Genomic DNA, 26,051 nt, shown 5'->3' on the forward strand with positions numbered 1-26,051 from the left:
GTGAAGACTGCATTTTCAGGTAGCCTTCAAACTATCCGGGTGGGTTTAGGCGAACAGGGCGCGCATGGCTTGGATTTGGTTTTGTTTGAGTTCGCCGGCTTCATCGCGGCCGACGAAGATTTTGAACATGGCGCCGCCATTGCGGTTGACGAAGTTGAGCGACACGGTGTCTTTGCCCATGAAGGGGCGTTCGATCAGGTAGATGGCGGCGCAGTTTTCATAATAAATGTGGCCGTGGATGCCGCCTTCTTCGGCATGTTCGAAGTTGTAGAAGCCGCGGCCGACTTTACCGTTGGGGATTTTCCCGGTTACTTCGGCAATCACGTCGGGGGTGTGGGCGATGAAGGTAACGGCTTCGTCCCAGCTGGCAAGGGCTTGCATGATTTCGACAAAGCGGTTACCTTCGGTTTTCTTGATGAGCTGTGCAGGCAGGCAGTTGATCACGTCTTCAAAGCTGCATTGGTGCTGGCCGGCAAGCATTTCGAGGATTTGGCCGGGTTTTTCGGCCAGAGAGTTGCGCAATACGGTTTGCTGTTCGGTAGAGAGTTTTTGCATAGTGCTTTCCTTTTCATCAGGTGGGAGGGACATCATCAGTTTACGGGTGAGGGTGGGCGACCAGTAGCGGCCGCTGGTGTTGAGAATGGCCTGGCCGTTCTCGTGGATGGTTAGGAGCTGGGCTTGCTGCCATTGGCGCAGTAGGGTTTGCACTTCGGCGTTGTCGGCAAACAGGGTGGTGTCGATGCGGCCGAGTTCGATGTCGTGCTGCACTTGGCCGAGCAGGGTTTTGTGTCGGCCGTGGCGGCTCATGAAGGAGAGGGCTTTTTGGCCGGCAGGGGCTTTCAGGTAGCCTTTTAAGTCGCTCTGCACTTGGTAGCTGAAGCCGCCGAAGTTGCCGCCTGCGCCGGAACCGAAGGCGAGGCAGGGCATATTGGATTTGACGAGGGTGTTGTAGCGGTTGCGCTCGCCGCGGCCGGGATAGGCGAAATGGTTGTTGCTCACTTGCTGCCAGCCGAGCCGCGCCAGTTCGCGCACGGCGTAGGCGTAGTGTTGGGATTGCACATCAAAACCGAGCAACGGCGGGAATGCGCCTTTTTCAATCATGCGGTTGATGGGCAGGAAGGGGTAGCAGTTGAAGGCGTAGGTGTCGAGGCCGGACAGGGGCAGGCCGGCGGCGCGTTCGATGTCGTGCGCCCAGATTTCGTCGGTTTGGCCGGGCAGGCCGAAAATCAGGTCGGCCACAATCACAGCATCGAGGCCGCACAGCTCTTTCAGGTAGCCATAGGCTTCTTCGCCGCTGTGTTTGCGGCCGAGGCGGCGGCGGATGGCGGTGTTGAAGGTTTGAATGCCGATGGAAATGCGGTTCACGCCGGCTTCAACGGCGGCGCAGGCTTTGTCGAGCCCGAAATGGCTCATGCGGCCTTCGAGGGTGAATTCGCAGTCGTCGGCCAGCGGCAGGTATTGGTAGCAGGCGCGGATGAGGCGCACCAGGTCGGGCGTATCCAGCGCGGTGGGGGTGCCGCCGCCGAAATACACGGCTTGGATTTTGCCGCTGCCAGTGCGCTGTTCGGCTTCGGCAGCCAGCTCTTCAATCACTTTGTCCACATACGCGCCGCCGTGCTCTTCTTTCCAGGCGTTGCGGTAGAAGCCGCAGAACACGCAGTGGTTGGCGCAGAAGGGGATGTGGAGGTAGGCCAGGCCGTCTTCATCGAGCGAATGGGCGATTTGGCTTTGCCACAGTTTCTGCCATTGCGGCATCGGCACGGGCACGCCGCCCCAAATCGGCATCAACGCCTGCCTTTCGGGAAAGGCTTGCGGCGCAGCTTCTTTCGACGGCCAGCGGATGGTTTTGATGGTTTGTGGGGCAGCAGCAGACATAGACTTTATTGGCAGATAGTAAACAAAATAGGAATTGATTCTACTACATGGAATGGTGTTGCTGAAATAGCAGAGTAGAAGCGTTTTCCTTTACCTTATTTTAGTGGTTTATTTTTATAAGATTTCTGTATATTTAAAGCAATTATTTCTTCATGCTGCGTTGGTTCGCTTCTCCATACTCCTGTACTGTCTTCAGCTCACCGCCTTGTATGCAAAAATAATTGTTCCAGCTATAGGGAAGGCTACCTGGAAAACGAGGTGGTGGTTTCAACTAGCCTTTGGTATGCTGAGAGGAATTGTTGAAGCTTAATTTTGCTTTACTGTGGTTTACAAAAAATAGGCAGCTGGTGTAGACCGAGCTGCCCATTTTTTGCCTTGCTGCCAACTACTGTTTCTCTTCCCGCAGCTCGCGGCGCAGGATTTTGCCTACGTTGGATTTAGGCAGCTCGTCGCGGAACTGAATGTCTTTTGGCACTTTATAAGCGGTGAGCTGGGTGCGGCAGAAGGCGATGATTTCTTCGCGGGTGAGCGCCGGGTCTTTTTTCACCACGAAAAGCCGCAGGGTTTCGCCGGTTTTGTTGCTGGGCACGCCGATACAGGCGGCTTCCAGCACCATCGGGTGTTTCGCCACCACTTCTTCCACTTCGTTTGGATACACATTGAAGCCGGATACCACAATCATGTCTTTTTTGCGATCCACTAGTTTGATGAAGCCTTGTTCGTCCATTTTCACTATATCGCCGGTAGCGAGGAAGCCGCGCTCGTCCAGTACAGCGGCGGTTTCTTCAGGGTGTTGCCAGTAGCTCTGCATGATTTGCGGGCCTTTAATACACAATTCACCGATTTCGCCCAGTGGCACTTCGTTTCCTTCACTGTCACGGATTTCCACCTCGGTGTTGGAGATGGGCAGGCCTACGGTGCCATTGTAGTCGCTGATGTTCAGCGGGTTGGCGCATACGCCGGGGCTGGCTTCGGTGAGGCCGTACACTTCCACAATCGGCTGGCCGGTGAGCGCTTTCCATTGTTCTGCCACGTTTTCTTGCACCGCCATGCCGCCGCCCAGGCACAGTTTCCAGCTGGAGAAATCCACGCTTTGGAAATCGGGGTGGTGGAGCAGGGCGTTGAACAGGGTGTTTACGGCGGGCAGCACGCTCACGCGATATTTTTTCAGTTCTTTGATGAAAAATTTAATATCACGCGGGTTGGTGATGAGCAGGTTTTGCGCGCCGATGCGGGTGAAGATCATCAGGTTTACCGTGAGCGCGAACACGTGGTACATCGGCAGCGCGGTTACCACCAGTTCGCCCTCGACGGTAAGGTTGGATTGAATCCACTCTTCGGCCTGCAGCATATTGGCGCAGATATTGCCGTGCGAGAGGATGGCGCCTTTGGATACGCCGGTGGTGCCGCCGGTGTATTGCAGAAAGGCGGTGTCTTCGAGCGTAACCGGCACGGGATGGAAGGTGTGCGCCGCGCCTTGCTTGAGTGCGTGGTTGAAGCGCACGAAGTGGGGCAGATCATAGGGCGGCACCATTTTTTTCACATGGCGCACAATCAGATTCATCAGGCCGCCTTTGAAGAAGCCGAGCAAATCGCCCACCGAGGCGAGGATGATGTGTTTCACATCGGTTTCGGCCACCACTTCGGCCAGCGTGTGGGCAAAGTTTTCCAACACCAGGATGGTGGTGGCGCCGCTGTCTTTCAGCTGGTGTTGCAATTCGCGCGGGGTGTAGAGCGGGTTTACGTTCACCACGATGCCGCCGGCCTGCAAAATGCCGAATACGGCCACGGGATATTGCAGCAGGTTGGGCAGCATCACGGCCACGCGCGCGCCTTTTTCCAGCTTGAGCACGTTTTGCAGATAGGAGGCGAACTGCTCGGCCAGGCGCGCGGTTTGGGCATAGGTTTGCACCTTGCCGAAGTTGGTGAAGCCGGAGCGCTTGCCGTAGAGGTAGGCGGTTTCGTGGAATACTTCGCAGATTGAACTGTAGCGGCGCACGTCGATTTCGGGGCGTACGCCTTCCTGATAACTTTGCAGCCAGATTTTTTCCAATTTGGTCTCCTGATAGGGGCTACCTGAAAATTCAGCTTTGCAGCAATTTGCCGCGCCGTGCTTTCAGGTAGCCTTTAAGGTTTGTGTTGCTGGGTTTTATGTTTGGTTTGAAGGGGTTAAACGCCTGTGCCGGCTTGATCGATAATGCCGCCGCCCAGGCAAACGTCGCCATCATACAGCACGGCGGATTGGCCGGGGGTAACCGCCCATTGCGGCGCGTCGAATACCAGCTCTGCGGAGTCGTCGCCCAAATAGCGCAGTTGGCAGGGCGCATCGGCCATGCGGTAGCGGGTTTTGCAGGTGTAGCGGCCTTCGGGCGGGCGGCTGCCGTGTGCTTCGCCGGGGTTTTCAGGCAGCGTCCAGCTTAATTGGCTCATGGTGAGGCTACCTGAAAATAATAGCGGGTGTTGGTGGCCTTGCACCACGATTAGGCGGTTGGCGGCCAAATCTTTGCCGGCCACAAACCACGGCTCGCCTGCGCCGCCGATGCCCAAGCCTTTGCGCTGGCCGAGGGTGTAGAACATCAGGCCGACGTGTTTGCCCACGACTTTGCCTTCGGGCGTAACCATATCGCCTTCGCTGGTGGGCAGGTATTTTTGCAGAAACTCGCGGAAGGGGCGCTCGCCGATGAAGCAGATGCCGGTGCTGTCTTTTTTGGTGGCGGTGGGCAGGCCGGCTTCGGCGGCAATGCGGCGCACTTCGGGCTTTTCCAAGTGGCCAAGCGGGAAGAGGGCGCGTTCGAGCTGGGAGGGCTGGAGGCGGTAGAGGAAGTAGCTTTGGTCTTTGTTGGCATCCAGGCCTTTGAGCAGGTAATGCTTGCCGTTGCGCACTTCTTTGCGGGCGTAGTGGCCGGTGGCGATGGTGTCCGCGCCTTGCTCGACGGCGTAATCCAAAAAGCATTTGAATTTGATTTCGGCGTTGCACAGCACGTCTGGGTTGGGCGTGCGGCCGGCTTGGTATTCCTGCAGGAAGTAGGCGAATACTTTGTCTTTGTATTGGTCGGCGAAATTGACGATGTCGATGTCGATGCCGATGATGTCGGCCACGGCGATGGCGTCGAAGGAATCCTGTTTGATGCTGCAGTATTCGTCGTTGTCGTCGTCTTCCCAGTTTTGCATGAACACGCCGCGCACTTGCTGCCCCTGCTGCTTGAGCAGGTGGGCGGTTACGGAGGAATCGACGCCGCCGGACAGGCCGACGATGATGTTTTGCGGGGTAGGCATAGTGTTTGGTTTCTAGGTGGGGCTACCTGAAAGTTTTCAGGTAGCCTTTTAATTTAAGACTGGCCTTGCCGTTTCTTCACGCTCACTTGGCGTTTTTTGGTTTTGGCTTTGCTGCGGGCTTTTTCATCGCGTTTGGCGATGCGGTTGCTCAAGGTGGTGCGGCGCAGGGGTTTGTTCTTGGTTTTTTCCGCCGTATCTTCGTAGGGGTTGTCGGAAATATTGTATTGGATGCGCAGCGGCGTGCCTTGCAGGTTGAAGGCTTTGCGGAAGGTTTGCGTGAGGTAGCGGGTGTAGCTGTCGGCCACGTGTTGCAGCGAATTGCCGTGAATCACGATCACGGGCGGGTTCATGCCGCCTTGGTGGGCATAGCGCATTTTGGGGCGCACCAGCCCGGCGCGGGCGGGCTGCTGGCGTTCGATGGCCGACTGCAGCACGCGGGTGATTTTGGGAGTGGGCATTTTGATGAAGGCCGCGTCGTAGGCCGATTGGATGCTGGCAAACAGGCTGTCGATGCCGCGCTCTTTCAGGGCGGAAATGAAGTGGAATTTGGCGAAATCGAGGAAGTGCAGCTTGCGCTCGATGTCTTTTTTAATCGCGTTGCGCCGCTCTTCGGAAATGCCGTCCCATTTGTTCACGGCAATGACCAGCGCACGCCCGGCTTCCAGCGCAAAGCCGGCGATGGTGGCGTCTTGGTCGGCAATATCTTGCTGCGCGTCCAATACCAACACGGCTACGTTGGAGGCTTCTACCGCCTGCATGGCCTTGATCACGGAGAATTTTTCCACCGCTTCTTCCACCTTGCCGCGGCGGCGCACGCCGGCTGTGTCGATGATGGTGAAGGGTTTGCCGTCGCGTTCAAAGTCGATATGGATGCTGTCGCGGGTGGTGCCGGCCATATCGAATGCAATCACTCGCTCTTCGCCCAAAATGGCGTTCACCAGCGTGGATTTACCCACATTCGGGCGGCCGATAACGGCGAACACGGGGTGTTTGTTTTCCGGCTGTTCTTCTTCGGCTTCGGGGAAGTTTTCCAGCACTTCTTCCATCAGATAATACACGCCGTCGCCGTGCGCGCCGGAAATAACGTGCGGCTCGCCGAGCGCCAGCTCGTAGAATTCGGCAGCCAGCACGTCGCGGCGGCCGCCCTCGCCTTTGTTCACGGCCAGATACACGGGGCGCGGCGATTGGCGCAGGCGGTCGGCAATGATTTTGTCTTGCGGTGTGAGGCCGGTGCGCGCGTCCACCAGGAAAATCACGGCATCGGCTTCATCCACGGCCTGCAGGGTTTGCTTGGCCATTTCGTGCAGGATGCCGCTGTCCACCACAGGCTCGAAGCCGCCGGTGTCCACCACGAGATAAGGCTTGCTGCCGACTTTGCCGTGGCCGTAGTGGCGGTCGCGCGTGAGGCCGGGTAGGTCGTGCACCAGCGCGTCTTTGGTGCGCGTGAGGCGGTTGAACATGGTGGATTTGCCCACATTGGGGCGGCCGACTAGGGCGATAGTGGGTTTCATGATATGGTCTTTCTGTATCAGGCTGCCTGAGCCAAGCAGCGAGCAGGTGCGCGGGGGCACGGAAGGGTTGGTGTGGCTTCGTTGGAAGCGGGTTTTCAGGTAGCCTTTGATTTTGGAGTGCGGCTGCCAAAAGTGTGTAGGCGAGATTATAGCTGGTTATGAATGGTTTGGCTTGGGGAGATGGGCCGGACGGATGGGGAGGCGGTGGTTTTAGTTTACGCTGGGGCTAATGTTTTCAGGTAGCCTGCTTAGCAACAGAAGGCTATCTGAAACCAGAAACCTGCCGTTCTTAAAAAACGGCAGGTTTCTATTTGGCTTACAGCAGGGTATCCGACAGCGGAATATCCTGCGGCTGCATGGGCGTGGCGGGCAGGGGCTGCTCGCGCGGTTCGGTGGTGCGGCGGCGCGGGGCAGGGCGGGTGCTGGCGGGAATCGGGGTTTCAGTGCTGCCGGTACCGTCGGTGAGTGCTTCCACAGCACTGCCTTCAGGCAGGATTTCGTCCTGCTGCTGGGGCTCGGAGGCTTCCACAGCTTGCGGGCGGCTCAGCTCGGCAGCGCCGTTTTGCCAGGCCACAGATTGTAATTTGCCCTGCACGCGGGCGTTGGTGTTCTGGCAGGTGATGCAAACCAAGCGGCCGTTGCGGCTGCGCAAAACGCTGTTGATGCGGGCTGGGTTGGCGGTGAGGCCGTTGGCCTGCGACCAGGCAGCAATACTTTGGCGCAGGGCGGTGGTGTTCAGGTTGCGCTGTTGGTAGGGGTCGGCATAGGCGGCGAGCCAGAGGTGATTGTTGGCATCGGCATTGAGGCTGGCCAGCTGGTAGATCACAGCGGCGTTGGCGCCGGTGTGCACGCTGCGGGCAAATTGCAGTGCGTTGTTGCTGTGCATGCGCACGCAGCCGTGGCTGCGGATGCCGGGCACGCTGGCGGGGGCGTTGGTGCCGTGGATGCCCAAGCCTAAGCGTGGCGGGCCCAAGCGCACAAATACCGGGCCCAGCGGGTTGCTCGGGCCGGGCGGGATGCTGCTGATTGCGGGCAGACCGGCGGCAGCGCGCTCGCGGCGGATGCTTGCAGGGATGGCCCAAGTGGGGTTGTAGGCTTTGGAACCGATGTTGTAGTTGCCCAGCGGGGTGCGGGTACGGTTTTTACCCACGGCCACGGGATAGATGTTTTTCAGTTGGCCGTTTTCATACAGGAAAAGGCGCATCTGCGGGATGTTGATGACGACGTGCTGGCCTTCGGCCATCGGTGAGAAATCGGGCAGCGGGGTGTTGTTGGCGGCGGCGGTGCCGACGGCGGCCAGGAGGCAAAGTAATGCGAGTTTTTTCATGTTAATCGTTGGGAAAAATAAGTTTGCGTGTTGTAAAGACGATAATGGTGTCATGATACCCGAAACTGCCACCGCTCGATGCGGCAGGCTACCTGAAAGCGGTAAAACGTGTTTTAATGCCACACATTGTTCCGATTACGGCGCATAGTTTATGCACGGCCGGCTCGGTTTGATTTGTTTAAATGTAATAGAATAATAAGTTAGCAAAAATTTCAGGCTACCTGAAAGCCCAGCGTCTTACAAAACCCAAACCACATTCACTGCTTTTCTGTTCACTCACTTCACGGAGCAGCCATGCAACACCACATCATCCAATCCTTGCTGGACACCGATCTCTACAAATTCACTATGCTGCAAGTGGTTCTGCACCAATTTCCACAGGCGCACGGCGTGTATGAATTCCGCTGCCGCAATCTGGAAGAATGCGTATATCCGCTGGTGGATATACGCATCGAGCTAGAAGCCGAGCTCGATGCCTTATGCACCCTGCGCTTCACCCCGGAAGAGCTCAACTATCTGCGCAGCCTGCGTTTTATTAAAAGCGATTTTGTGGATTATTTGGAGCTGTTCCAGCTCAAACGCCGCTTCATCCAAGTAACCGTGGACGAGCAGAACCGGCTCTGCATCCGCGTGGAAGGGCCGATTATCCAAGCCATGTTTTTCGAGATTTTCGTGTTAGCGATTGTGAACGAACTCTACTCCCGCCGCCTTGAGACTCCTGCAGTGCTGGCTGAAGGCGAACGCCGTCTACAGGTTAAGGCTGAACTGTTGCGGGGCTATGCTGCCGCCCAACAGATAGGCGAGCCGCCTTTCCTCGTATCCGATTTCGGCACACGCCGCCGTTACAATCTCGCCTGGCAGGAACACGTGGTGCACACGCTGAACCAAGCCGCCCCCAGCTGCCTGCGCGGCACCAGCAACGTTTATCTGGCCAAAAAACTCGGCCTCATCCCCATCGGCACCATGGCGCACGAATTTATGCAAGCCTTCCAAGCTTTAGACGTGCGCCTGCGCGATTTCCAAAAAGCCGCACTGGAAAGCTGGGTGCGCGAATACCGCGGCGACCTCGGCATTGCGCTCACCGACGTGGTGGGCATGGATGCCTTCCTGCGCGATTTCGACCTTTATTTTGCCAAACTCTTCGACGGTCTGCGCCACGACAGCGGCGATCCCTATGTGTGGGGCGAAAAAGCCTACGCCCACTACCAAAAGCTCAAAATCGACAGCCGTACCAAAATGCTCACTTTCTCCGACGGCCTCGATTTGGAAAAAGCCTGGGCGCTGCACCAATACTTCAAAGACCGCTTCAAAACCAGCTTCGGCATCGGCACCAACCTGACCAACGACATGGGGCACAAGCCTTTAAACATCGTGCTCAAACTGGTGGAGTGCAACGGTCAATCCGTAGCCAAACTCTCCGACAGTCCCGGCAAAACCATGGGCGATAACAATACCTTCCTCGCCTATCTGCGCCAAGTGTTCGAAATTGCCGACATGCAATAGGGCGTGAAAAATTTTCAGGTAACCTCTTGCTGCTAGCATTTAGATGCTACCTGAAACTTTATCCATGCCCTTCGGATTTCTACTATATATGAAATGGCTGGCTACCTGGCCGTCATCTTAAAACTATGTACCGCTGCTTCGGGCTGGCCGATCTTTATGGCCGTGTGTGGCAACCAGCATCGTTTACCTTGGCTCTGGTTCGGACTCCGATATGCTGTGTACGATGGCACGGAACAGATTGGATTTTCTGTGCCTGCTGGCTATTGGTTATGATGAAATCTGCCGGGGTGATTTGCTGCTGTTGCCACCCAACCATAATAAAGACAAACTTTTTGTCAAACCCAACCTGCCTTTTGCTCTTGGTTGGGAAATACTTTCCACACCACTGTTCCTGAGCTTGGAACGGAGATTATGACGCCGGTTTTGTTGATGGGGCAGGGAAATGCAGACAATATGTTTGTTTGTTGGGTTAAGCAGCAGGTAGCGGAATAAATGGGTAACGGCTTGCCGCCTTATGTCGGGAGATGCTAAGCCGCTCTGCCCGATATGGCTCCTGAAAATTTGTAATGGTGGGTTTTATATCCGCCTGCAACGTTAGTACGGGCTATCTGCAAACGTAAGTTGCACCCGCAATGTTGGTTGTGTTAAAGGCTGCCTGAAAGTTTCAGGTCCTTTCCCATCCCAATCTGCTAAATACTCCCAATCTTCATTTGGATGCGGGCATATGTGTCGGGAAAAGTAAATTGTTCGTGCCGCATTAGCCCCAAAATGCCGCTTCAAACCCTGCCGCTCTTGTTCGAAGCGGGTGTATTGCCAGCAGTGTGTATATTAAGGCAGCCACCGATGGCGCAATCAGGCGGCGGTTTGCTACGGTGCCGTAGCCGGTCATCAGCCAATAAACGGGGCTGCCGGACGCGGCGGTGTCGGCGAATAGGATTGAGTCGTCAAACATATTGCCAAATACCGCCCATTCTTCGCGCCAGCCGTCTATTGGCAAATATTGTTTCGCCTCGTTGTTCCAGCCGAACGCCCAATCGTTCCAAATATCGGGCAAACCCGCATAAGGCAGCCATTGCAGGAATAAGGTTTGCATTTCCAGCCAGTAGTCGGCACGCGGATTTTCGCCCTGCCACGTGCCATCCATATGGCGGTAGAAATCTGCCAGCTTGCCTAAATGCAAGTGGCGGTTGTCGGCCAAGGCGGGCAGGTTTTGCGGTTCTGGTGTGTAAGGCAAGCCGAAGGTTTGGGCGAAAGTGCGGATAAGGTTGGTGTTTGGCATGGGGTTTTATTCCTGTTCGGGCAGTTTTGCCTGGTGTTTATATTTTCAGGTAGCCTCGCGGGTAGGTTCTACATTCGTGGTGCGGGCTACCTGAAACTGTAGGCTGTAATCCTTAATGGTGTTTGGATTGAAGGCTACCTGAAACCCTATTCGGCTGCTCTGGGATTAAATTCGTCCAGTTTCTGCTCTACCCAAACTCGGGCGGTATTGGGGTGTCGGGCATGGTTCGGCTTCGCCGAAGTGGGAGACGGCGGGCAGGGAGTGCAGGTCGGTATCGATGTCTAGGCTTAAAAAGTAGCCATGCAGGTCAAAGCTTACGTTGAGGACGCAGCCGGGGAGGGACGATGCGGTCGTGCAGGTGGCTGAAAAGGCAGTGCTGCTAGTCGGCGCAGATTGTGCTGCACTTGACAGCGATGTCTGGTACGCCGAAGCGTTCGTTGAGTTTCCAGCAAGGTTGGCGGCCTTGGCTGATTTTGAAGTGGACGTTGCCAATTTGCTGGTCGCTGAGGCAAACTTGCTATTCGCCTGTACCTTCGATGCAGAGGTTTTTGCCGAAGCTGGCTGCTGATTTGGCTGTATTCAAAGGGTTCGGGCTAGGCAATGCGGATTTCGCGGATGGTGTCGATGGTTTGGGGTATGATGGGTCCCTCCACAAAGTTGGGGCGGATTATAGCGGATGGGCTTGGTTTCCTCTTTTACAGGCTATGGCTGAAGCGCATTTTCCCCTACAAGGCGGCGAGCTGCAGATAGCATAAGAGTACGGTAAGGCGAGCCGACACCATATGAAGAAATAATTGCTTTAGCTATATCTAAAAGTTTCAGGTAGCCTTTCATTTGGCAACCTGAGCCAAGGCAATAAAAAACAGGCAAGCTTGCAGCCTGCCTGTTTGCATGGTTTGGCATAATTAATCGTTGAATATGTTGCGGCTGCCAACAAATACTTGGCTGCTGTATTTACAACTGCCAGCAGTTTGGCAGCCGGGGATGGTTACACTCAAAGTGTAGCGGCCGGTATGGGTGGCGCGAAAGCCGAACATAGGGGCGTCGTCTTCTTTAGTGTCGGCTTTGATTATGCTGCCGTCGGCTGATTTTAGGGTCAGGTCGATGTTGTTGCAGCCAAGGTCACAGGCGGCGAAGAAGGAGTAATATTTGCCGGCGGTAAGCTGAACCTGGTGGTTTTTGGTTTCACCTGATTTGGCGCTGCCTTGGAACAGGTTGGCTTGGCGGGCGCCGGGATCTTTCTCCTGAATAACTTGTTTGTAGAGCTGCTGGGCTTCAGGCAGCCATGAACTGCCAGGCGCGGCCAAGGCGGTAGGGGCGGCGATTAGGGCAACCAGGCCTAAAACGGCAAATTTTTTCATGTTTCTTCCTTTTGTTTGGTTATATTATGAGTAAAAGTGTACGCATTATAATGTAAACTTGAGAAATGCTCTACTTTCCTATATTTTTAAAATCACTGGTTTATAGTTATGTACTTTGTGTTTTCGGACGGGTTAGGGAAGGCAAAAGGCTACCTGAAATTTTAGCTTCGCAGAAACTCGCGAGCTCGTTTTCAGGTAGCCTTCTTTAGTGCACTCGAGTTCAGCGATTGAATACGGGTTTGGTGCCCATGAATACCTGGCTGCTGTATTCGCATTGTTCGGTGCTGCATTTCGGCATGGTAACAGTGAGGGTGTAGGTGCCGGTGCGGTTAGCACGCCAGCCGAACATGGGGAAATCATCGTCGTCGCTGTTTTCTTTAACCACGCGGCCATCGGCGGCTTTGAGGGTCAGGTCGATGTCGCTGCAAGAGTAGTCGCAGTCGGCGAAGAAGCTGTAGTATTTGCCGGCGGTAAGCTGTACTTGGTGGCTCCGGTTTTGCTCTTTAGCAGCACGGCCGCTAAACAGATGGATTTGACGAGCTTGGGCGTCTTTTCTGTGCACTATATCGCGGTTGATTTTTTGTGCTTCGGGCAGCCAAGGGCCGTTTTCAAAGGCTTGGATACTGTAGGCACAGCCGGAAGAGGCTTCGCATTTGGTCATGTTGGCGGTGAGGGTGTAGGTACCGCTGGTTGAAATAGCGCTGTTGATGACGGGGTTATCGTCGTCGTCTTTATCTTCTTTGATGGTTTTGCCGTTGCTATCGGTCAGCTTGAGGTCGATGTCAGAGCATTGGCGGTCGCAGTCGGCAAAGAATACGTAGGATTTGCCGGCTTCGAGCCGGATGGTGTGGTTTTGGCTGCGGTTTTGTGCCAGATTGCCGTTGAACAGCTGGAGTTCTCGCGCATCGGCACTCCGTTGACGCACGATTTCGCGGTTGATTCTTTGTGCTTCGGGCAGCCAGTCATCGGCCTGCGCAGGTGCAGCGAAGGCGGGGGCAGCAGCCATCAAAGCGGCGATGGCGGCAAGAGTAAATTTCTGCATGGAATGCTCCTTCTGGTTAAGAAAGTAATAAAAGGGGAACAACAGGCAGATTATAGCCAATGTGCGGGAATTTAACTAATCTTTTCTTATGTTAATCAGGCTACCTGAAAAACCATTTTCAGGTAGCCTGATTGGGGCTTAACGTACCGAGCGGATTGGTTCGGCTTGCAGGAGAACATGCTGCCTGCGGTCGAGCAGTTCCAGCCTGTTGCCGTTGATGCGGTAGGCGGCGGTGCGGGCAAAGGCGGCAGAGAGCCGCTCTTCCTGCACCTGAACGTTCGGCGGACAGAGCATCAGAGTGGTGGCGAGTTCGCCGATTTGCAGATTTCGGCCTTGGTGGCTGAAGTGGCCGGATAGGGAGTTACAGCCGAACGAGGCGTTCATGCGATTGTTGGCGTTGAACTCCAACGATCCGTTGGCAGCGTGGCGGCCGATGCGGGTGATGCGCCAGCCGTGGCGAGAGAGTTCTGCTGCGGGTGCGCTTGGTGCTGTGGCGGCAGGGGCAGGCCGGTCTGGCCCAGCGGGGGGCGGTGGTGCGCTGTCGGCAGGGTTGGGGTGGGCGGCGCAAGCGGTGAGTAGGAAGGCGGCAAGATAAATCGGTTTCATCGTGTGGGCTCCTATCTGGTGGAAAATTATTGAATCCAATATATTTGGATTATACACCCGAGGGTGTTGCAGTGTTAATTGAAATATAGCAATTTAAAAACATTTTGTTTTGAGAAAGGCAAACAGTATGGCAAAGGCTGCCTGAAAACTATAGTATAGTCGCCCCAAATAGGAACGATACGGCGTTGGTTCATTTAGCTGTGCTGCCTGTGGCTCGCTGCCTCGCTTCCTTCCTATTTGGAACAACCCGAATATTCTAACAAACACAAGGACACACCGTGTCAGTCGGACACTACGAAAATTTTCCTGTCGGCTCGCTGGTTTTGCCGCGCCGCCTGCGCCGCCCGGTGCACGCCATCTACGTGTTTGCCCGTACTGCCGACGACATGGCCGACGAAGGCGATTTGCCCAGCGAAGAGCGTCTGCGCCAGCTCGATAATCTGCGCGCCGAGCTCGACCGCCTTGCCGCCGGCCAAACCTCGCACAGCGAATTGATGCAGCGGCTCGAGCGCGAAGCCATCCGTCCGTTCAATCTTCCGCTTGAACCTTTCTACCACTTGCTTTCCGCCTTCAGCCAAGACGTGGCTAAAACCCGCTATCAGCACTTTGGCGAGCTGGTGGATTACGCCCGCCGCAGTGCCAATCCGATCGGCAGATTGCTGCTGCACCTCTACGGCCACACCGACCCGCTCAGCCTCGCCCAAAGCGACGGCATCTGTACCGCCCTGCAACTCATCAACTTCTGGCAAGACGTGGCCGTGGATTGGCAGAAAGGCCGCGTTTATCTGCCGCAAGACGACCTAGAAAAATTCGGCGTGAGCGAAGCGCAAATCGCCGAAGGCCGCGCCGATGCCGCCTTCCAACGCCTGATGGCGCACCAATGCCAGCGTGCCCACAAAATGCTCAAAGCCGGCTCTCCGCTGGGCAAAACTTTGCATGGCCGCATCGGCTTCGAGCTGCGCCTGATTATCCTCGGCGGGCAAAGCATCCTGCGCAAGCTGGAGGAAAACCGCTACAACGTCTTCACCCGCCGACCCGTGCTCGGTGCAAAAGATTGGTGGCTGATGCTGAAACGGTCTTGGCTCAAGAAGTGAGCAGTTTTATTTAGCCCAGCCAAAAGGCTACCTGAAAATTTTAGCTTCGCAGAAAATCGCGAGCTCGTTTTCAGGTAGCCTTTTTGTTGTGCGGCAATATTGTTAACTTCAAGGATACTCAATCAGCGCATAGGCCGAATGGTTGTGGATGCTTTCGAAGTTTTCGCTTTCCACGCTGAAGCAGTCGATGCGCGGGTCGTTTTTCAGCGCCACGGCGATGTCGCGCACCATGTCTTCCACGAATTTGGGGTTTTCGTAGGCGTATTCGGTAACGTATTTCTCATCGGGGCGTTTGAGCAGGCCGTAGAGCTGGCAGGAGGCTTTGTTTTCCACCAAATCGATGATTTCTTCAATGGAAACTTCCTGTTTGTGGCAGGCGAGGGTAACGGTAACGTGCGAGCGCTGGTTGTGCGCGCCGTATTGCGAAATTTCCTTGGAGCAGGGGCACAGGCTGGTAACCGGAGCCAATACTTTGATTCGGTGGCTGTATTCGCCGCTGGCCGACACTTCGCCCTGCCAGGTGACGGCGTAGTCGAGAAACGAGGTGATGCCGCTCACGGGGGCGGCCTTTTTACGGAAGAAGGGGAAGCTGATATTGATGCGGCCGGCTTGGGCATCGAGCCGCTCCAGCATATCGAGCGTGAGCTGATGCAGGCTGGTGAAATCGAGCACCAGGTGCTGCCGCTCTTCTATCAGCGCCACAAAGCGCGACATATGCGTGCCTTTTTGCGAGGCAGGCAGGGCAACGGTCATACCGATGCGGGCGATAGTGTGCTGCACGCCTTCTGCGCCCTGGATTTGCAGCGGGAAGTGCAGGTCTTTGATGCCCACTTGGTTGATGGGCATATTGCGTTGGTCGGGGCTGCTTTGCACGTCGGCAATGGCATTCATCCGTGGTTTCCTTATCGGGTGTGTGTGGCGGTGGATTAAGGGGGCGAAGTATAGCCCTGCCGCTGCCGCCGGGCAATTGTTGGCGTGAGTTTATAGCGCAGATTTATGGCTGCAATTTTGTGCAATCGGGTGTGTTGCCCGGTTTTGGTTTATCATACCGCCCGCACCACCCCCTGTTTAAAGGACTGCCATGAATATCCTTTTTATTGCCGACCCGCCGGCCACTTTCAAGACCTACAAAGACACCACCTATGCCATGATGCGCGAAGCCGCCAAGCGCGGGCACAAATTGCACCACACCCTTGCCGCCGAACTCTCCGTGCAAAACGGCAAAGTTGCCGCCCTTGCCGCGCCTTTCGAATTCATCGGCGCGAAAGACGACCACGATCACAACTGGTTTCAGGTAGCCTCAGCCGAACAACGTGTGCTTGCCGATTTTGATGCCGTGATTATGCGCACCGACCCGCCGTTCGATATGCAATACCTCTACAGCACCCAGCTGCTCACCCTCGCCGAACAGCAGGGTGCAAAAGTGTTCAACAGCGGGCAGGCCATGCGCGATTTCAACGAAAAACTCGCCATTTTGAATTTTTCCCGATTCACCGCGCCCACCCTCGTTTCCACCCGCGCCGCCGACGTGCGCGCCTTTTTAGCCGAACACGGCGACATCATCGTAAAACCGCTCGACGGCATGGGCGGCATGGGCATTTTCCGCCTCACCGAGCGCGACCCGAATATCGGCAGCATCCTCGAAACCCTGATGCAGCTCGACACCCGCACCATCATGGCGCAGCGCCACATTCCCGAAATCGTGCACGGCGACAAACGCATCCTCGTGATTGACGGCGAAGTTGTGCCCTTTGCCCTTGCCCGCATCCCGCAGCAGGGCGAAATACGCGGCAACCTAGCCGCAGGCGGGCGCGGCGTGGCGCAGGAGTTGAGCTGGCGCGACCGCGAAATCGCCGAAACCCTCGCCCCCGAGCTGAAGCGGCGCGGCATTTTGCTGGCGGGTTTGGACGTGATTGGCGAAAATTTGACTGAAGTAAACGTCACCAGCCCCACCGGTTTCCAAGAAATTACCAAGCAAAAAGGCTTCGACGTAGCCGCTAAATTTATCGACGCAGTGGAACGGAACGCAGCATAGTTTTCAGGTAGCCTTAGCTGGTTTGGCTGAAGGCTACCTGAAAAACCACAACCCATCCCCACACACCCACATAAGGAATCCCTACTATGAAACCCGGCAAACACGGCCTCGCGCGCCTTATCGCTGCCGCCCAATATTCCCGCGACGGCCTCGCCGCCGCCTACCGCAACGAAGCCGCCTTCCGCCAGCTGGTGTGGCTGCACGCCGTGCTGCTGCCCTTGGCGTGTTGTTTCGATTTTGATACGCCCATGCGTATGCTGCTGGTGGGCGCGTCGCTGCTCTCGCTGATTGTGGAGCTGTTCAACACCGCCATCGAAGCCGTGGTGGACAGGATTTCCGAAGAGTTGCACCCGCTCTCCAAAATCGCCAAAGATGCCGGCTCCGCTGCGCAACTGGTGGCGCTGCTGCTCGTTGGCATTTTTTGGCTGATGGCCTTCAACACCCTGTAGTCCAACCCCGTTTAATAGAAAGGAAAGCATATGAAGCTTAAGCAAATCGTTATCCTCTCCAGCCTGCTTTTGGCCGCAGCCGCCCAGGCGGAAGTGCGCGCCAGCCCTGTGGCAGAAAGCATGGTGGGTGGAGGCTACCTGAAATCACAACTACCTGATTCAAAATCATGAAAGACAACTTCCAACTCCTCGACGACACCCGGCATATGTTGCAATGGTTTGCCGACGAACCCTATGCAGAAATCCGACGCAGCATCGAAAGCATTCTGCGCGAACATGTGGCCGACAGCCGCCTGCTCGATTTTACTGTTACCTCCCCGCCAGATTGGCTCACCGTGGGCGCTCACTCCGAAAGCAATCCCGAAGCTGTAACCGTAAACCGCACCGCCGTGGCCTTTGAGTTTTGTCTGCCAAAGACGAGCGCAACAAACCGCCCAATTCATCCAAAATTTCAGCAGCGCCCATTTGGAGCACTACCACTACGAAGCAGGCAAAGAAGCCTAAAGGCTACCTGAAAACCGAATCTTCAATGCAGTGGAAACGAACCATGCGAGTTGCGGCGAAGCTCAAATCGATGCCAAACCCATGAATAAAAAACCGCTACTTGCCCTATTATTCGGCACAATTCTTCTGCTGCTCGGCGGCTATGTTTTTCTGCGGCACAGCAGCAATCCGCCTGGCAGCCTGCCCAACACAGGCAACAGTGCCGGCCTCAGCCCCAGGCAGCAAAGCCTATTGCAACAGCCTGCCCTGCCGCCGGGCAGCGAAATTATCAAACTCGTTGTGCGCAAAGCCGAGCGTGAAATGGATGCCTACGATGCGCAAGGCAATCTGCTGAAAACCTATCCTATCGCACTCGGCTTTAGCCCGGTTGGCCATAAACAATTTGAAGGCGACGGCAAAACCCCCGAAGGCCGCTACACCGTCAACGACCGCAATCCCTACAGTGGCTATCATAAAAATCTCGGTATTTCCTACCCCAACGCCGCCGACCGCGCCCATGCCGCCGCACAAGGCAAAAGCTCCGGTGGCGATATCAAAATCCACGGCCTGCGCAATGGCTTCGGCCTTATCGGCGCGCAACACCTGCACCGTGATTGGACCCACGGCTGCATTGCTGTAACCGATGGCGAAATCGACGAACTTTACGCCCACGTCAAACCGCAGGCTGAAATTGAGATTTTGCCTTAGAGGGTAGGGTAGTCTTTTATGTGGTTCAGTTGTTTCTATTCCCGCTTCTGCGCCACCGCCCATTCATACAGCGCCTTCTTGTTTGCCCCGCTGATTTCCGCAGCCAGTGCGGCGGCTTTTTTCGGTGGCAGTTCGGCGGCGAGCAGGCTCATGATGTGTCGCGCCTGGTCGTTCAGTTCATTGGCAGCGGCGGCTTCGGGCGGGTGCAGCACCAGCACCATCTCGCCGCGCGTCTGGTTGGCATCGGCACGCACGGCGGCCAGCACTTCGGCCACGCTGCCGCTGATGAAGGTTTCAAATGTTTTGCTAATTTCGCGTGCCAGCACCAAATGCCGGTTGGGCAGGATTTCGGCCATTTGGGCGAGTGCCGCCTCGATGCGGTGCGGCGTTTCAAACATCGCCACGGCATAGGGCACTTCGCACCAACGCTCAAACCATTGCACCCGTTCGCCCGCCTTGGGAGGCAGAAAGCCGGCAAAATAAAAATCCGACTGCGTTACCCCGGCCACGCTCAAAGCCGCCATTACCGCGCTGGCTCCGGCCACCGGCACCACCTTGAAACCCGCTTCCCGCACGCCCGCGGCCAGCCGAGCCCCGGGGTCGCATACCGCCGGCGTGCCCGCATCCGATATTTGCGCCACCACCTGCCCGGCGGCGAGCGCAGCGGGGATGGTTTCGGTCATTTGCCGCTCGTTGTGTTCGCGCACGCTCACGAGCTTGGCGCGGATGCCGTAGGCGGAGAGCAGCTGCTGGCTCACGCGCGTGTCTTCCGCGCATACCAAGTCTGCCCGTTGCAACACCGCCAGCGCACGCAGCGTGATGTCGGCCAGGTTGCCGATGGGCGTTGCCACCACATACAGCGTTTGCGGCTCAATCTGCGCGGCCGCCTTATCCAATATTTTTTGCCACATTCTCTTCGGGTATGATTGCGTTTGAAACGCCGCAAACTATAGCAAATTAAATTCGCTTCCGATACAAGGCGGGGTAGGCCGTGGCGGAAGCGGAGCTGATTTACGGTATCGCACGAAAGGAAAACCATGCGCCTTAACCACGCCACCGGCCAAGCTGCCGAAGATACCGCCGCAGGCTACCTGAAAAAACAGGGTTGCCGCATCCTGGCGCGCAACTGGCATTGCCGCTATGGTGAAATCGACATCATCGCCGAGCAGGGCGGGGTGTATTTGTTTGTGGAAGTGCGGCAGCGGCGCAGCCAAAGCTTCGGCGGCGCGGCAGCGAGCATCACGCCGGCCAAACTGGCCAAACTCAGCCGCAGCGCCGAAACCTGGCTCCAGCAAAATGCGCCGAATCAACCTTGCCGTATCGATGCCATCTTGATTGAAGGCGATCAGCCGCCGCAGTGGTTGCAGAATATCGGCGGGTATTGAAGCGGCAGTCGGTGCTGGCGCAAGGCTACTTGAAAGAGGGTTGGATTTTTTGGCTTTGCAGAAACTTGCGTTACTGGTTTCAGGTAGCCTTTGGCGCTTGCAGTGAGGTTGGTATTGACCACACCGGCAAGCCTAAACGGTGCTTTGCTCGCCCGAGGTGGTAAAGGCCACCTGAAAATGCGGATGTGTTTTGTGCTTGACAGCAACTGGCGCTGCTTGTTTTAGCCGTGCCGCAGGCGATGTTTCAGGTAGCCTTTACCCGCTTGCCCGTTGCCAGCAATTGTTCAAACCACCATATGCCGCTACAATAGCCGACGTTTTCATTTTTTATTTTTCAGGTAGACTTTATGAACCCAGCCGCCCAACGCGTATTGCAGCATTTTCAGGAAAGCATTGCCGCCAAACAGCAGTGTGCCGAACAATTGGCCGAGCCAACGGCGCGGGCGGCAGCGTTGCTATTGGATTCGCTGATGGCCGACGGCAAGATTCTGGTGTGCGGCAACGGCGGTTCGGCAGCCGATGCGCAGCATTTTGCCGCCGAGCTCACCGGCCGTTTTGAAAAAGAACGTATGCCGCTGGGCGCCATCGCGCTCACCACCGATACTTCCGCGCTCACCGCCATCGGCAACGATTATGCCTTTGATCAGATTTTTTCCCGCCAAGTGTCTGCACTCGGCCGCCCGGGCGATGTGCTGGTGGCGATTTCCACTTCCGGCAATTCCGGCAATGTGCTTGCCGCCATTGATGCCGCCCGCGAGCAGGGCATGAGCGTGGTGGCGCTCACCGGGCGCGACGGCGGTAAAATCGCTGGTGTGCTTACAGAAGGCGATGTGCTGCTCAACGTGCCGCATAATCGCACGGCGCGGATTCAGGAAATCCATATCCTGCTGATTCACGCTCTGTGCGATCATATCGATACCGCTTTGTTTGAAGAATAAACGCTTCACCCATTTCCGCCCAATTAAGGACAATAAACCATGAAAAAAAGTTTCCGCCTCCTGCTGTTGTGTCTGCTGCCGCTGCCGCTTTCCGGCTGTTTTACCGCGCTGGTGGGCGCGGGCGCATTCGGCGTGATGTCGGCCACCGACCGCCGCAGCACCGGCGCGCAGGCCGACGACCAAGTGATGGAAGTGCGCATCCAAAACACGGCGCTCACCCATCTGCGCAGCAACAACACTACGCAGGGCTTTGAGCCGAAGCTTTCTGTGGTGAGCTTCAACCGTCAGGTGCTGTTGATGGGTTTGGTGGCCAGCGAGGCCGATAAAGCATTTGTAGAGCGCGTGGCACGCGCCCAGCCCAATGCCGAGAAGATTTACAACTATATTCAGGTAGCCACCAGTGCACGCGGCTTCGGCGAGGTGAGCAACGATTCGTGGGTTACTTCCAAAGTACGCACTACCTTGCTCGGCACCAAGGGTGTGTCGGCCAATCATGTGAAAGTGGTAACGTATAACGGCGTTACTTATGTGATGGGCATCCTCACACCCGAAGAGCAGGCGCTGGTGAGCAACACCGTGAGCACCACCGCCGGTGTGCAGCAAGTGGTTACGCTGTATGAAACCTTCGTGCCCAGCAATGTGCGCTAGACACGCTTATCTTTGAATTGTAAGGAAAGTTCATGACCGGCAAAGAAATGCCTTCTTCTTCCAAAAAGCCGCAGCGCAGCACGTTTAGCCACATTTTGTGGATAGCGTTTATTGTGGCCTTTATCGTGGTGTTTGCGCTGGTGGCCATGGCTTGGCTCACGATACAAAAATCTGATTTCGGGCCAAGCGCTGGTGATGCTTCCACACCGCAGCAGGGCGTGGAAATTTGGCAGCCCAACGGCGCATCAGCCGCGGCCGGCCAAACCTACAGCCTGCCACCGGCTGCCGATATGGATGCCGCTTCCCAGGCATCCGAGCCGGCACAAGAGCGCCCCGCCGCGTCGCGCCGCGTTACACCGGCCACCCCTGCTGAGGAAGAAGTGCCGATTCAGCCGGTTGCCCCGCAGCAGGAAACCGAAATCCGACCGATTGAGGTGCCGGTGAAACCTGCGCCGCAACCCCAGCCGCGCCAGCCTGGAGGCGATGGCGGTGGCAATCCGGTGGATAGCCTGTTTTAAAACGGAGGTTACCTGTAAAGCGCAGTGTAGCGAAGTTTTAGGCAGCCTGTTTGTGGTTATGGTTGCAGCAATGTTTAATGGCCGGCTATTGCTATAGTTACACGTATTTCTTCCTACTGCGTTGGCTTGTTTTGCCGTATTGCGTTGTACTGTCTGCGGCTTACTGCTTGGTATGAGAAAATGTGCTTCAGCTATAGTTAAGAGGAGAGAGATAGTGAAAGTTTACCGCTTGCTTACCGGCACAGACGATTCCGTGTTCTGCCGCCGCGTAACCGAAGCCCTGCAACAAGGTTGGGAGCTGCACGGCAGCCCGACCTTGGCGCACACCGACAACGGCGTGCGCGTGGGGCAGGCGATTGTGAAAGAAGTGGCGCAATACGACCCGAATAAGCCCTTGAGCGAATATTGATATGCAGCAAATAGCAAAGGCTACCTGAAAACTTTTCAGGTAGCCTTTATGGTGTCTGGGCGCGCAATCAATTGCTCTGCACTTGAACCCGGCTCGGAAACTTCGCGGCCACTTGGGTGATGATGCTGTGTGTGCGGGTGCCGCGTTCAACCACCTGTTTTAGCCGCGCTTCGTCCAGCCCCTGTTTTTCCACTTCTTGCAGCACTCTGTGGTATTTGCTAAAGGCACTGGTGCATTCGGCAAGCAGGGCATCATCGGGAATCGAGTGGCAGCCGCCTCGGTCAGAATTGGCCATAAACCCAGCACTATGCCGCACCGGCATCATCACAGCTTCGGGCACACTGCCGAAATCGGTACGCTCATTTAGATGGGTGAGGAAGCGGTTTTCGTTGTTGATGAACACATTGTAGTGTTCTACAAATTCTTTCAGCTTCACGGTTTTAACAGCATCGTAGCCGCGCCAGCCTAGAAGGACGATGGCAAGGGCGCCGCCGATGAGGATTTTTTTGGCTTTAGGGGACATGGTTTCTTTTTGGTTTGCTTGAAAAAAGTCATGATTAGATTGCTATATTGTTGGCAGGTAGTTTCAGGTAGCCTCTACAGTGTGCGGGAGGCTACCTGAAAATATAGTCGCCCTAGGGGGAGGACGATACGGTCTTGGTTCGCCTTGCTGTATCGTTCTTATTGTTGTGACTTGCCGCTTTGTTTCAATCCCTATTGGAAGCAATATATATTATACTGGATTGCACCGATACCCATTATCCGGCCAAACCCACCAGCAGCTGCCGGATGGCGGGCCAGGCTTCGCCGGTTTCTGCGCCTTTGATGATGCGGTCGATGCGGGCGCATTCTTGCAGGGCGGCGATGAGGCGCGGAGTGGCGATGCGGCGCACAGCCAGGGGGGCGAGTTGCTGTTTGCTGCCCCACAGGCGCAGGCTGTTGCGCACTTGGGCTACGGTTTGCCCTTGTTTGAGGGCGGCGGTGAGGCGGATGAGGGTGCGGATGTCGTCGGCCAACATCCACAGCAGCATCACGGGCTCTTCGCCGTCGGCTTCGAGGCCTTCGAGCAGGCGCACCACGCGGGCGGGCTCGCCGCTCATCCAGGCAGCGGCAAGCTGGAATACGTCGAAGCGCGCTACGTCGGCCACGGCGGCTTCGGTTTCGGCAATGCCCAATTCGTGGCCGGCAGGGTGGAGCAGGGCGAGTTTGTCGATTTCCTGCTTGGCGGCCAAGAGGTTGCCTTCCACGCGCTCGGCAAACAGGGCCAGCGCTTCGTTGCCGATGGATAAGTGATGCTGCGCGAGGCGGCCGCGTATCCAGCCGGGCAGGGCTTGGGCATCAACGGCTTTGGCTTCGGCCACGGTGCCGCTGCGGCTGAGGGCGGCAAACCATTTGGCCTGGATCTGGGCGCGCTCGAGTTTGGGCAGGAGGATGACGGTTACGGTGTCGGGCGGGAGGTTGGCGGCCAGTTGTTCGAGGGCTTCGCCGCCGGCTTTGCCGGGCTTGCCGCCGGGCAGGTGGATTTCGAGCAGTTTGAGTTCGGCAAACAGGCCGATGCTGTTGGCGGAGGCGAGGAGGTCTTGCCAGTCGGCGGTGGTGTCGGGGGTGTGGGTTTCGCGGTTCAGGTAGCCCTGCTCTTTGGCGGCGGCGCGGATGGCGTCTAAGGCTTCTATCCGCAGCAGGGCTTCTTCGCCATGCAGCACATACAGCGCTTGCAGGGGCTGTTTGAGCTGCGGCAGCAGGCGTTCGGTGCTGATGGCGGCCATTATTCGGCTTTCAGGTAGCCCAGTCGGCGCACGAGCTGGCGGGCAGCATCCACGCGCATGTCGGCCCAGAGTTGGGCTTCTTCTTCTTGCTTACCGAGGATTTCGCTGTCGCTGTAGTCCAGTGTGCGGTATACGGTAATCATCATCGGCTTGCCCAGGGCTTTTTCGCCGCGCCAAGCTTGGGCGGATACTTTGAGCTCCAGCTGGTATTCGGTTACTGTGCCGGAGAGGTTGAGGGTTTGGATGTTTTTATTGGTTTGGATATCGGTTACTTTGACGATGGCATCGGCAAAGGCGCTGTCGAGCTTGGCATGGCGGCGCAGCAGTTCGGTTTCGATGTTTTGCTGCAATTCGCGCCCTTGTACGGCCCAGGTTTGGTAGGGCAGGGGCGGGTTGAGTGCGGGGTCGCTGCCGGCTAGGCGGAAGCCGCAGGCGGCCAGCAACAGCAAAAGGGGCAGCATCAGATATTTTTTCATGGTGTTTCCTTGACTTGCGTCGTAAGAGACGGCGGCTTGGGGGCGTATTCTAGCGGATTGTGGATGGGGGAGGCTACCTGAAAACGGATAGGTGTTTTCAGGTAGCTCTTCAGTATGGACTCAGGCTATACATGACATGGTTGTCCGTGCGTACAAAATCAGTAGTCAGGTCAATCAGTTTTGCCTGGCATTAGTTTCGGCGGAGGTAGTATTGGGCATAAATCCTTGAGCTCTCACTAATGGTAAAGAAGGTATTAATTAATTATATTCTTTTTCTTCAATAACAAAAGATAGATATAGTACAAAAGAAAAATACTCCCAATAACCATATCGTATATTAATGTTTTTTTTCCTAAGAGTTGCCAACGATTGCGAAAGAGGAAAGTATAAGCATCTAAAAGCACCATTGCAACGAGAGCATACCTCATTATAGAGACTGCTATTTTTTTGTAAAATAGCAGAACAGCCATAATGCTAACAGGTGGCAAAAATACCGTGATACCAAACAAGATAGCTAACAGCAAAGGATAATCTTTAAAATATATCAATCCCCCTGCTCCAAAATGAGCACCGATATACGCTTCGTTGTACGACATTGTCAAATAAAAGTCTTTGATGCCTGCGAGCACTATCAGTAAAAACATAATACAGATAAACCAAATAGTAATAGTTCTTGTCATTTCATCAATTCATTATCTATGAAATAAATTTGAAAATTTCGTGTTTTTATTCTGTTTTGTTATAATATTCCGCATTGGTATGCGCATCAGCGGGTACGGTTTGCACCCAGCGCATAAGTTTGTCCGTTGCGCCAGGCAAACCACCAATACAGGCGCATGCTCGGGTTATTGGGCTTGCTCATGCGGCAAAACGCAAATGCTTGATTGTGGATGCACACCATCGGCATAACTCGGAGTTCAGACGGCAGCAAGGCTTTCCATTCGCGCACTTTCTGCACGGAAGAAGTCTGCAAACGGCATTCGCCTGAGCCTTGGCACACCGGTGCCCATGGACTGTTGCCGTTTTTCCCGTCCATCATCCATTGCGTGCCGCGCTGGTAATAGCGCATCTGCACCTGCGTGAGGTGCTGGTTCTTATCCAGTAGCACGTATTCGCCGGCATCCGATGCATCCAAACCAGCTGCCCATGCATTGGACCAACGCCAGCCATAAAACTATGATTTTGGTAATTTTCATAAAGATCTCCAAAGATAAAACCGTTGCCTATTCCTGCAGAAGCGCGGGTTGATTGAGCAAACGGTGCAGCTTACTTTCTAGCAGGCCAAAGCAGCCTGCACCTTAGTTTGCAGTTTAGACAGATACTCAAGCGGCATTATTAAGGCTACCTGAAAAACCTTTTACC

General features: G+C 55.7%; 30 protein-coding genes. 13 read left to right on the plus strand and 17 right to left on the minus strand.

What is annotated here, in order from left to right; all coding sequences use genetic code 11:
• Positions 1 to 45: 45 nt before the first annotated feature.
• From hutW to A7P97_RS07615, 5 genes are all read right to left on the minus strand, one after another.
• On the minus strand, positions 46 to 1,875 hold the full coding sequence (hutW, locus tag A7P97_RS07595) for a heme anaerobic degradation radical SAM methyltransferase ChuW/HutW (RefSeq protein ID WP_067596344.1): 1,830 nt from the start codon (positions 1,873 to 1,875) through the stop codon (positions 46 to 48).
• 385 nt (positions 1,876 to 2,260) lie between these two features.
• On the minus strand, positions 2,261 to 3,928 hold the full coding sequence (locus A7P97_RS07600) for an AMP-binding protein (RefSeq protein WP_067529800.1): 1,668 nt from the start codon (positions 3,926 to 3,928) through the stop codon (positions 2,261 to 2,263).
• A gap of 116 nt (positions 3,929 to 4,044) precedes the next feature.
• On the minus strand, positions 4,045 to 5,151 hold the full coding sequence (gene mnmA / locus A7P97_RS07605) for a tRNA 2-thiouridine(34) synthase MnmA (protein WP_067596345.1): 1,107 nt from the start codon (positions 5,149 to 5,151) through the stop codon (positions 4,045 to 4,047).
• A gap of 53 nt (positions 5,152 to 5,204) precedes the next feature.
• Complete coding sequence (gene der / locus A7P97_RS07610) at positions 5,205 to 6,662, minus strand: ribosome biogenesis GTPase Der (protein ID WP_067529802.1); 1,458 nt, start codon at positions 6,660 to 6,662, stop codon at positions 5,205 to 5,207.
• Positions 6,663 to 6,978: 316 nt separating this feature from the next.
• Complete coding sequence (locus tag A7P97_RS07615) at positions 6,979 to 7,989, minus strand: L,D-transpeptidase (protein WP_067529803.1); 1,011 nt, start codon at positions 7,987 to 7,989, stop codon at positions 6,979 to 6,981.
• A 294-nt stretch (positions 7,990 to 8,283) separates the two neighbouring features.
• On the opposite strand from A7P97_RS07615, the gene pncB reads away from it, so the two are divergent.
• Together pncB and A7P97_RS10190 are read left to right on the plus strand one after the other, a co-directional pair.
• Complete coding sequence (gene pncB, locus A7P97_RS07620; RefSeq protein ID WP_067529804.1) at positions 8,284 to 9,492, plus strand: nicotinate phosphoribosyltransferase; 1,209 nt, start codon at positions 8,284 to 8,286, stop codon at positions 9,490 to 9,492.
• Between the two features lie 166 nt (positions 9,493 to 9,658).
• On the plus strand, positions 9,659 to 9,907 hold the full coding sequence (locus A7P97_RS10190) for a hypothetical protein (RefSeq protein WP_151086342.1): 249 nt from the start codon (positions 9,659 to 9,661) through the stop codon (positions 9,905 to 9,907).
• A 342-nt stretch (positions 9,908 to 10,249) separates the two neighbouring features.
• Here A7P97_RS10190 and A7P97_RS07625 read toward each other — a convergent pair whose 3' ends face one another.
• From A7P97_RS07625 to A7P97_RS07650, 5 genes are all read right to left on the minus strand, one after another.
• Positions 10,250 to 10,771, minus strand: coding sequence for a hypothetical protein (locus tag A7P97_RS07625; protein ID WP_231865683.1), 522 nt, complete (start codon positions 10,769 to 10,771; stop codon positions 10,250 to 10,252).
• A 379-nt stretch (positions 10,772 to 11,150) separates the two neighbouring features.
• Positions 11,151 to 11,264 (minus strand): MOSC domain-containing protein, encoded by a 114-nt coding sequence (locus A7P97_RS11070; protein ID WP_369799509.1) that lies wholly within the window; start codon positions 11,262 to 11,264, stop codon positions 11,151 to 11,153.
• Between the two features lie 412 nt (positions 11,265 to 11,676).
• Positions 11,677 to 12,132: a hypothetical protein gene (locus tag A7P97_RS07640; protein WP_067529807.1), complete on the minus strand. Its 456-nt coding sequence runs from the start codon at positions 12,130 to 12,132 to the stop codon at positions 11,677 to 11,679.
• 220 nt (positions 12,133 to 12,352) lie between these two features.
• Positions 12,353 to 13,174, minus strand: a complete 822-nt coding sequence (locus tag A7P97_RS09800) for a hypothetical protein (protein WP_082887641.1) — start codon at positions 13,172 to 13,174, stop codon at positions 12,353 to 12,355.
• A 138-nt stretch (positions 13,175 to 13,312) separates the two neighbouring features.
• Entirely contained in the window at positions 13,313 to 13,780 is a 468-nt protein-coding gene (locus A7P97_RS07650) for an META domain-containing protein (RefSeq protein ID WP_067529808.1), read from the minus strand.
• Between the two features lie 278 nt (positions 13,781 to 14,058).
• Here A7P97_RS07650 and hpnC point away from each other — a divergent pair, with 278 nt between their 5' ends.
• Positions 14,059 to 14,874, plus strand: coding sequence for a squalene synthase HpnC (hpnC, locus tag A7P97_RS07655; RefSeq protein WP_067596346.1), 816 nt, complete (start codon positions 14,059 to 14,061; stop codon positions 14,872 to 14,874).
• A gap of 108 nt (positions 14,875 to 14,982) precedes the next feature.
• On the opposite strand, the gene folE2 is transcribed toward hpnC, so the two are convergent.
• A complete protein-coding gene (gene folE2 / locus A7P97_RS07660; RefSeq protein ID WP_067529810.1) occupies positions 14,983 to 15,765 on the minus strand; it encodes a GTP cyclohydrolase FolE2 in 783 nt (260 codons plus the stop codon).
• 190 nt (positions 15,766 to 15,955) lie between these two features.
• Between folE2 and gshB the strand changes: the two genes are divergently transcribed.
• The 5 genes from gshB (at position 15,956) to A7P97_RS07680 (ending at position 18,549) form a co-directional block, all read left to right on the plus strand.
• A complete protein-coding gene (gene gshB, locus A7P97_RS07665; protein WP_067529811.1) occupies positions 15,956 to 16,909 on the plus strand; it encodes a glutathione synthase in 954 nt (317 codons plus the stop codon).
• An 86-nt stretch (positions 16,910 to 16,995) separates the two neighbouring features.
• Positions 16,996 to 17,358 carry a diacylglycerol kinase gene (locus A7P97_RS07670; protein WP_067529812.1) on the plus strand — a complete coding sequence of 121 codons (363 nt, stop codon included), beginning with the start codon at positions 16,996 to 16,998 and terminating at the stop codon, positions 17,356 to 17,358.
• A 30-nt stretch (positions 17,359 to 17,388) separates the two neighbouring features.
• Positions 17,389 to 17,529 (plus strand): hypothetical protein, encoded by a 141-nt coding sequence (locus A7P97_RS10460; RefSeq protein ID WP_185737510.1) that lies wholly within the window; start codon positions 17,389 to 17,391, stop codon positions 17,527 to 17,529.
• The gene (locus tag A7P97_RS10205) at positions 17,526 to 17,873 is read left to right on the plus strand and encodes a hypothetical protein (RefSeq protein WP_067529813.1); all 348 of its coding nucleotides are present in this window, start codon (positions 17,526 to 17,528) and stop codon (positions 17,871 to 17,873) included. The genes A7P97_RS10460 and A7P97_RS10205 overlap by 4 nt, the downstream gene beginning before the upstream one ends.
• 70 nt (positions 17,874 to 17,943) lie before the next feature.
• Positions 17,944 to 18,549: a murein L,D-transpeptidase family protein gene (locus A7P97_RS07680; protein WP_067529839.1), complete on the plus strand. Its 606-nt coding sequence runs from the start codon at positions 17,944 to 17,946 to the stop codon at positions 18,547 to 18,549.
• A gap of 35 nt (positions 18,550 to 18,584) precedes the next feature.
• On the opposite strand, the gene rsmI is transcribed toward A7P97_RS07680, so the two are convergent.
• Complete coding sequence (gene rsmI / locus A7P97_RS07685; RefSeq protein ID WP_067529814.1) at positions 18,585 to 19,460, minus strand: 16S rRNA (cytidine(1402)-2'-O)-methyltransferase; 876 nt, start codon at positions 19,458 to 19,460, stop codon at positions 18,585 to 18,587.
• A gap of 126 nt (positions 19,461 to 19,586) precedes the next feature.
• Here rsmI and A7P97_RS07690 point away from each other — a divergent pair, with 126 nt between their 5' ends.
• The 5 genes from A7P97_RS07690 (at position 19,587) to A7P97_RS07710 (ending at position 22,447) form a co-directional block, all read left to right on the plus strand.
• Positions 19,587 to 19,934, plus strand: coding sequence for a YraN family protein (locus A7P97_RS07690; protein ID WP_067529815.1), 348 nt, complete (start codon positions 19,587 to 19,589; stop codon positions 19,932 to 19,934).
• 347 nt (positions 19,935 to 20,281) lie between these two features.
• Positions 20,282 to 20,872 carry a phosphoheptose isomerase gene (locus tag A7P97_RS07695; protein ID WP_067529816.1) on the plus strand — a complete coding sequence of 197 codons (591 nt, stop codon included), beginning with the start codon at positions 20,282 to 20,284 and terminating at the stop codon, positions 20,870 to 20,872.
• 39 nt (positions 20,873 to 20,911) lie between these two features.
• Positions 20,912 to 21,520 (plus strand): BON domain-containing protein, encoded by a 609-nt coding sequence (locus tag A7P97_RS07700; RefSeq protein WP_064106386.1) that lies wholly within the window; start codon positions 20,912 to 20,914, stop codon positions 21,518 to 21,520.
• Between the two features lie 32 nt (positions 21,521 to 21,552).
• Complete coding sequence (locus A7P97_RS07705; RefSeq protein WP_067529817.1) at positions 21,553 to 22,038, plus strand: hypothetical protein; 486 nt, start codon at positions 21,553 to 21,555, stop codon at positions 22,036 to 22,038.
• 214 nt (positions 22,039 to 22,252) lie between these two features.
• On the plus strand, positions 22,253 to 22,447 hold the full coding sequence (locus A7P97_RS07710) for a DUF1737 domain-containing protein (protein WP_067441242.1): 195 nt from the start codon (positions 22,253 to 22,255) through the stop codon (positions 22,445 to 22,447).
• 67 nt (positions 22,448 to 22,514) lie between these two features.
• Here the strand turns inward: A7P97_RS07710 and A7P97_RS07715 are convergent, their stop codons facing one another.
• The 5 genes from A7P97_RS07715 to A7P97_RS07735 all read right to left on the minus strand — a co-directional run bounded on the left by A7P97_RS07715 (position 22,515) and on the right by A7P97_RS07735 (position 25,824).
• Positions 22,515 to 22,970, minus strand: a complete 456-nt coding sequence (locus A7P97_RS07715) for a hypothetical protein (RefSeq protein ID WP_067529818.1) — start codon at positions 22,968 to 22,970, stop codon at positions 22,515 to 22,517.
• Positions 22,971 to 23,205: 235 nt separating this feature from the next.
• Complete coding sequence (gene holA / locus A7P97_RS07720; protein WP_067529819.1) at positions 23,206 to 24,213, minus strand: DNA polymerase III subunit delta; 1,008 nt, start codon at positions 24,211 to 24,213, stop codon at positions 23,206 to 23,208.
• Positions 24,213 to 24,689, minus strand: coding sequence for an LPS assembly lipoprotein LptE (gene lptE / locus A7P97_RS07725; RefSeq protein WP_067529820.1), 477 nt, complete (start codon positions 24,687 to 24,689; stop codon positions 24,213 to 24,215). Before lptE ends, holA begins: the two co-directional genes overlap by 1 nt.
• 254 nt (positions 24,690 to 24,943) lie before the next feature.
• The gene (locus A7P97_RS07730) at positions 24,944 to 25,369 is read right to left on the minus strand and encodes a hypothetical protein (RefSeq protein ID WP_067529821.1); all 426 of its coding nucleotides are present in this window, start codon (positions 25,367 to 25,369) and stop codon (positions 24,944 to 24,946) included.
• Positions 25,370 to 25,455: 86 nt separating this feature from the next.
• Positions 25,456 to 25,824, minus strand: coding sequence for a hypothetical protein (locus A7P97_RS07735; protein WP_231865684.1), 369 nt, complete (start codon positions 25,822 to 25,824; stop codon positions 25,456 to 25,458).
• Between the last annotated feature and the right edge of the window lie 227 nt (positions 25,825 to 26,051).

It is taken from the genome of Eikenella sp. NML070372 (assembly GCF_001648415.1).
Lineage (GTDB): Bacteria > Pseudomonadota > Gammaproteobacteria > Burkholderiales > Neisseriaceae > Eikenella > Eikenella exigua.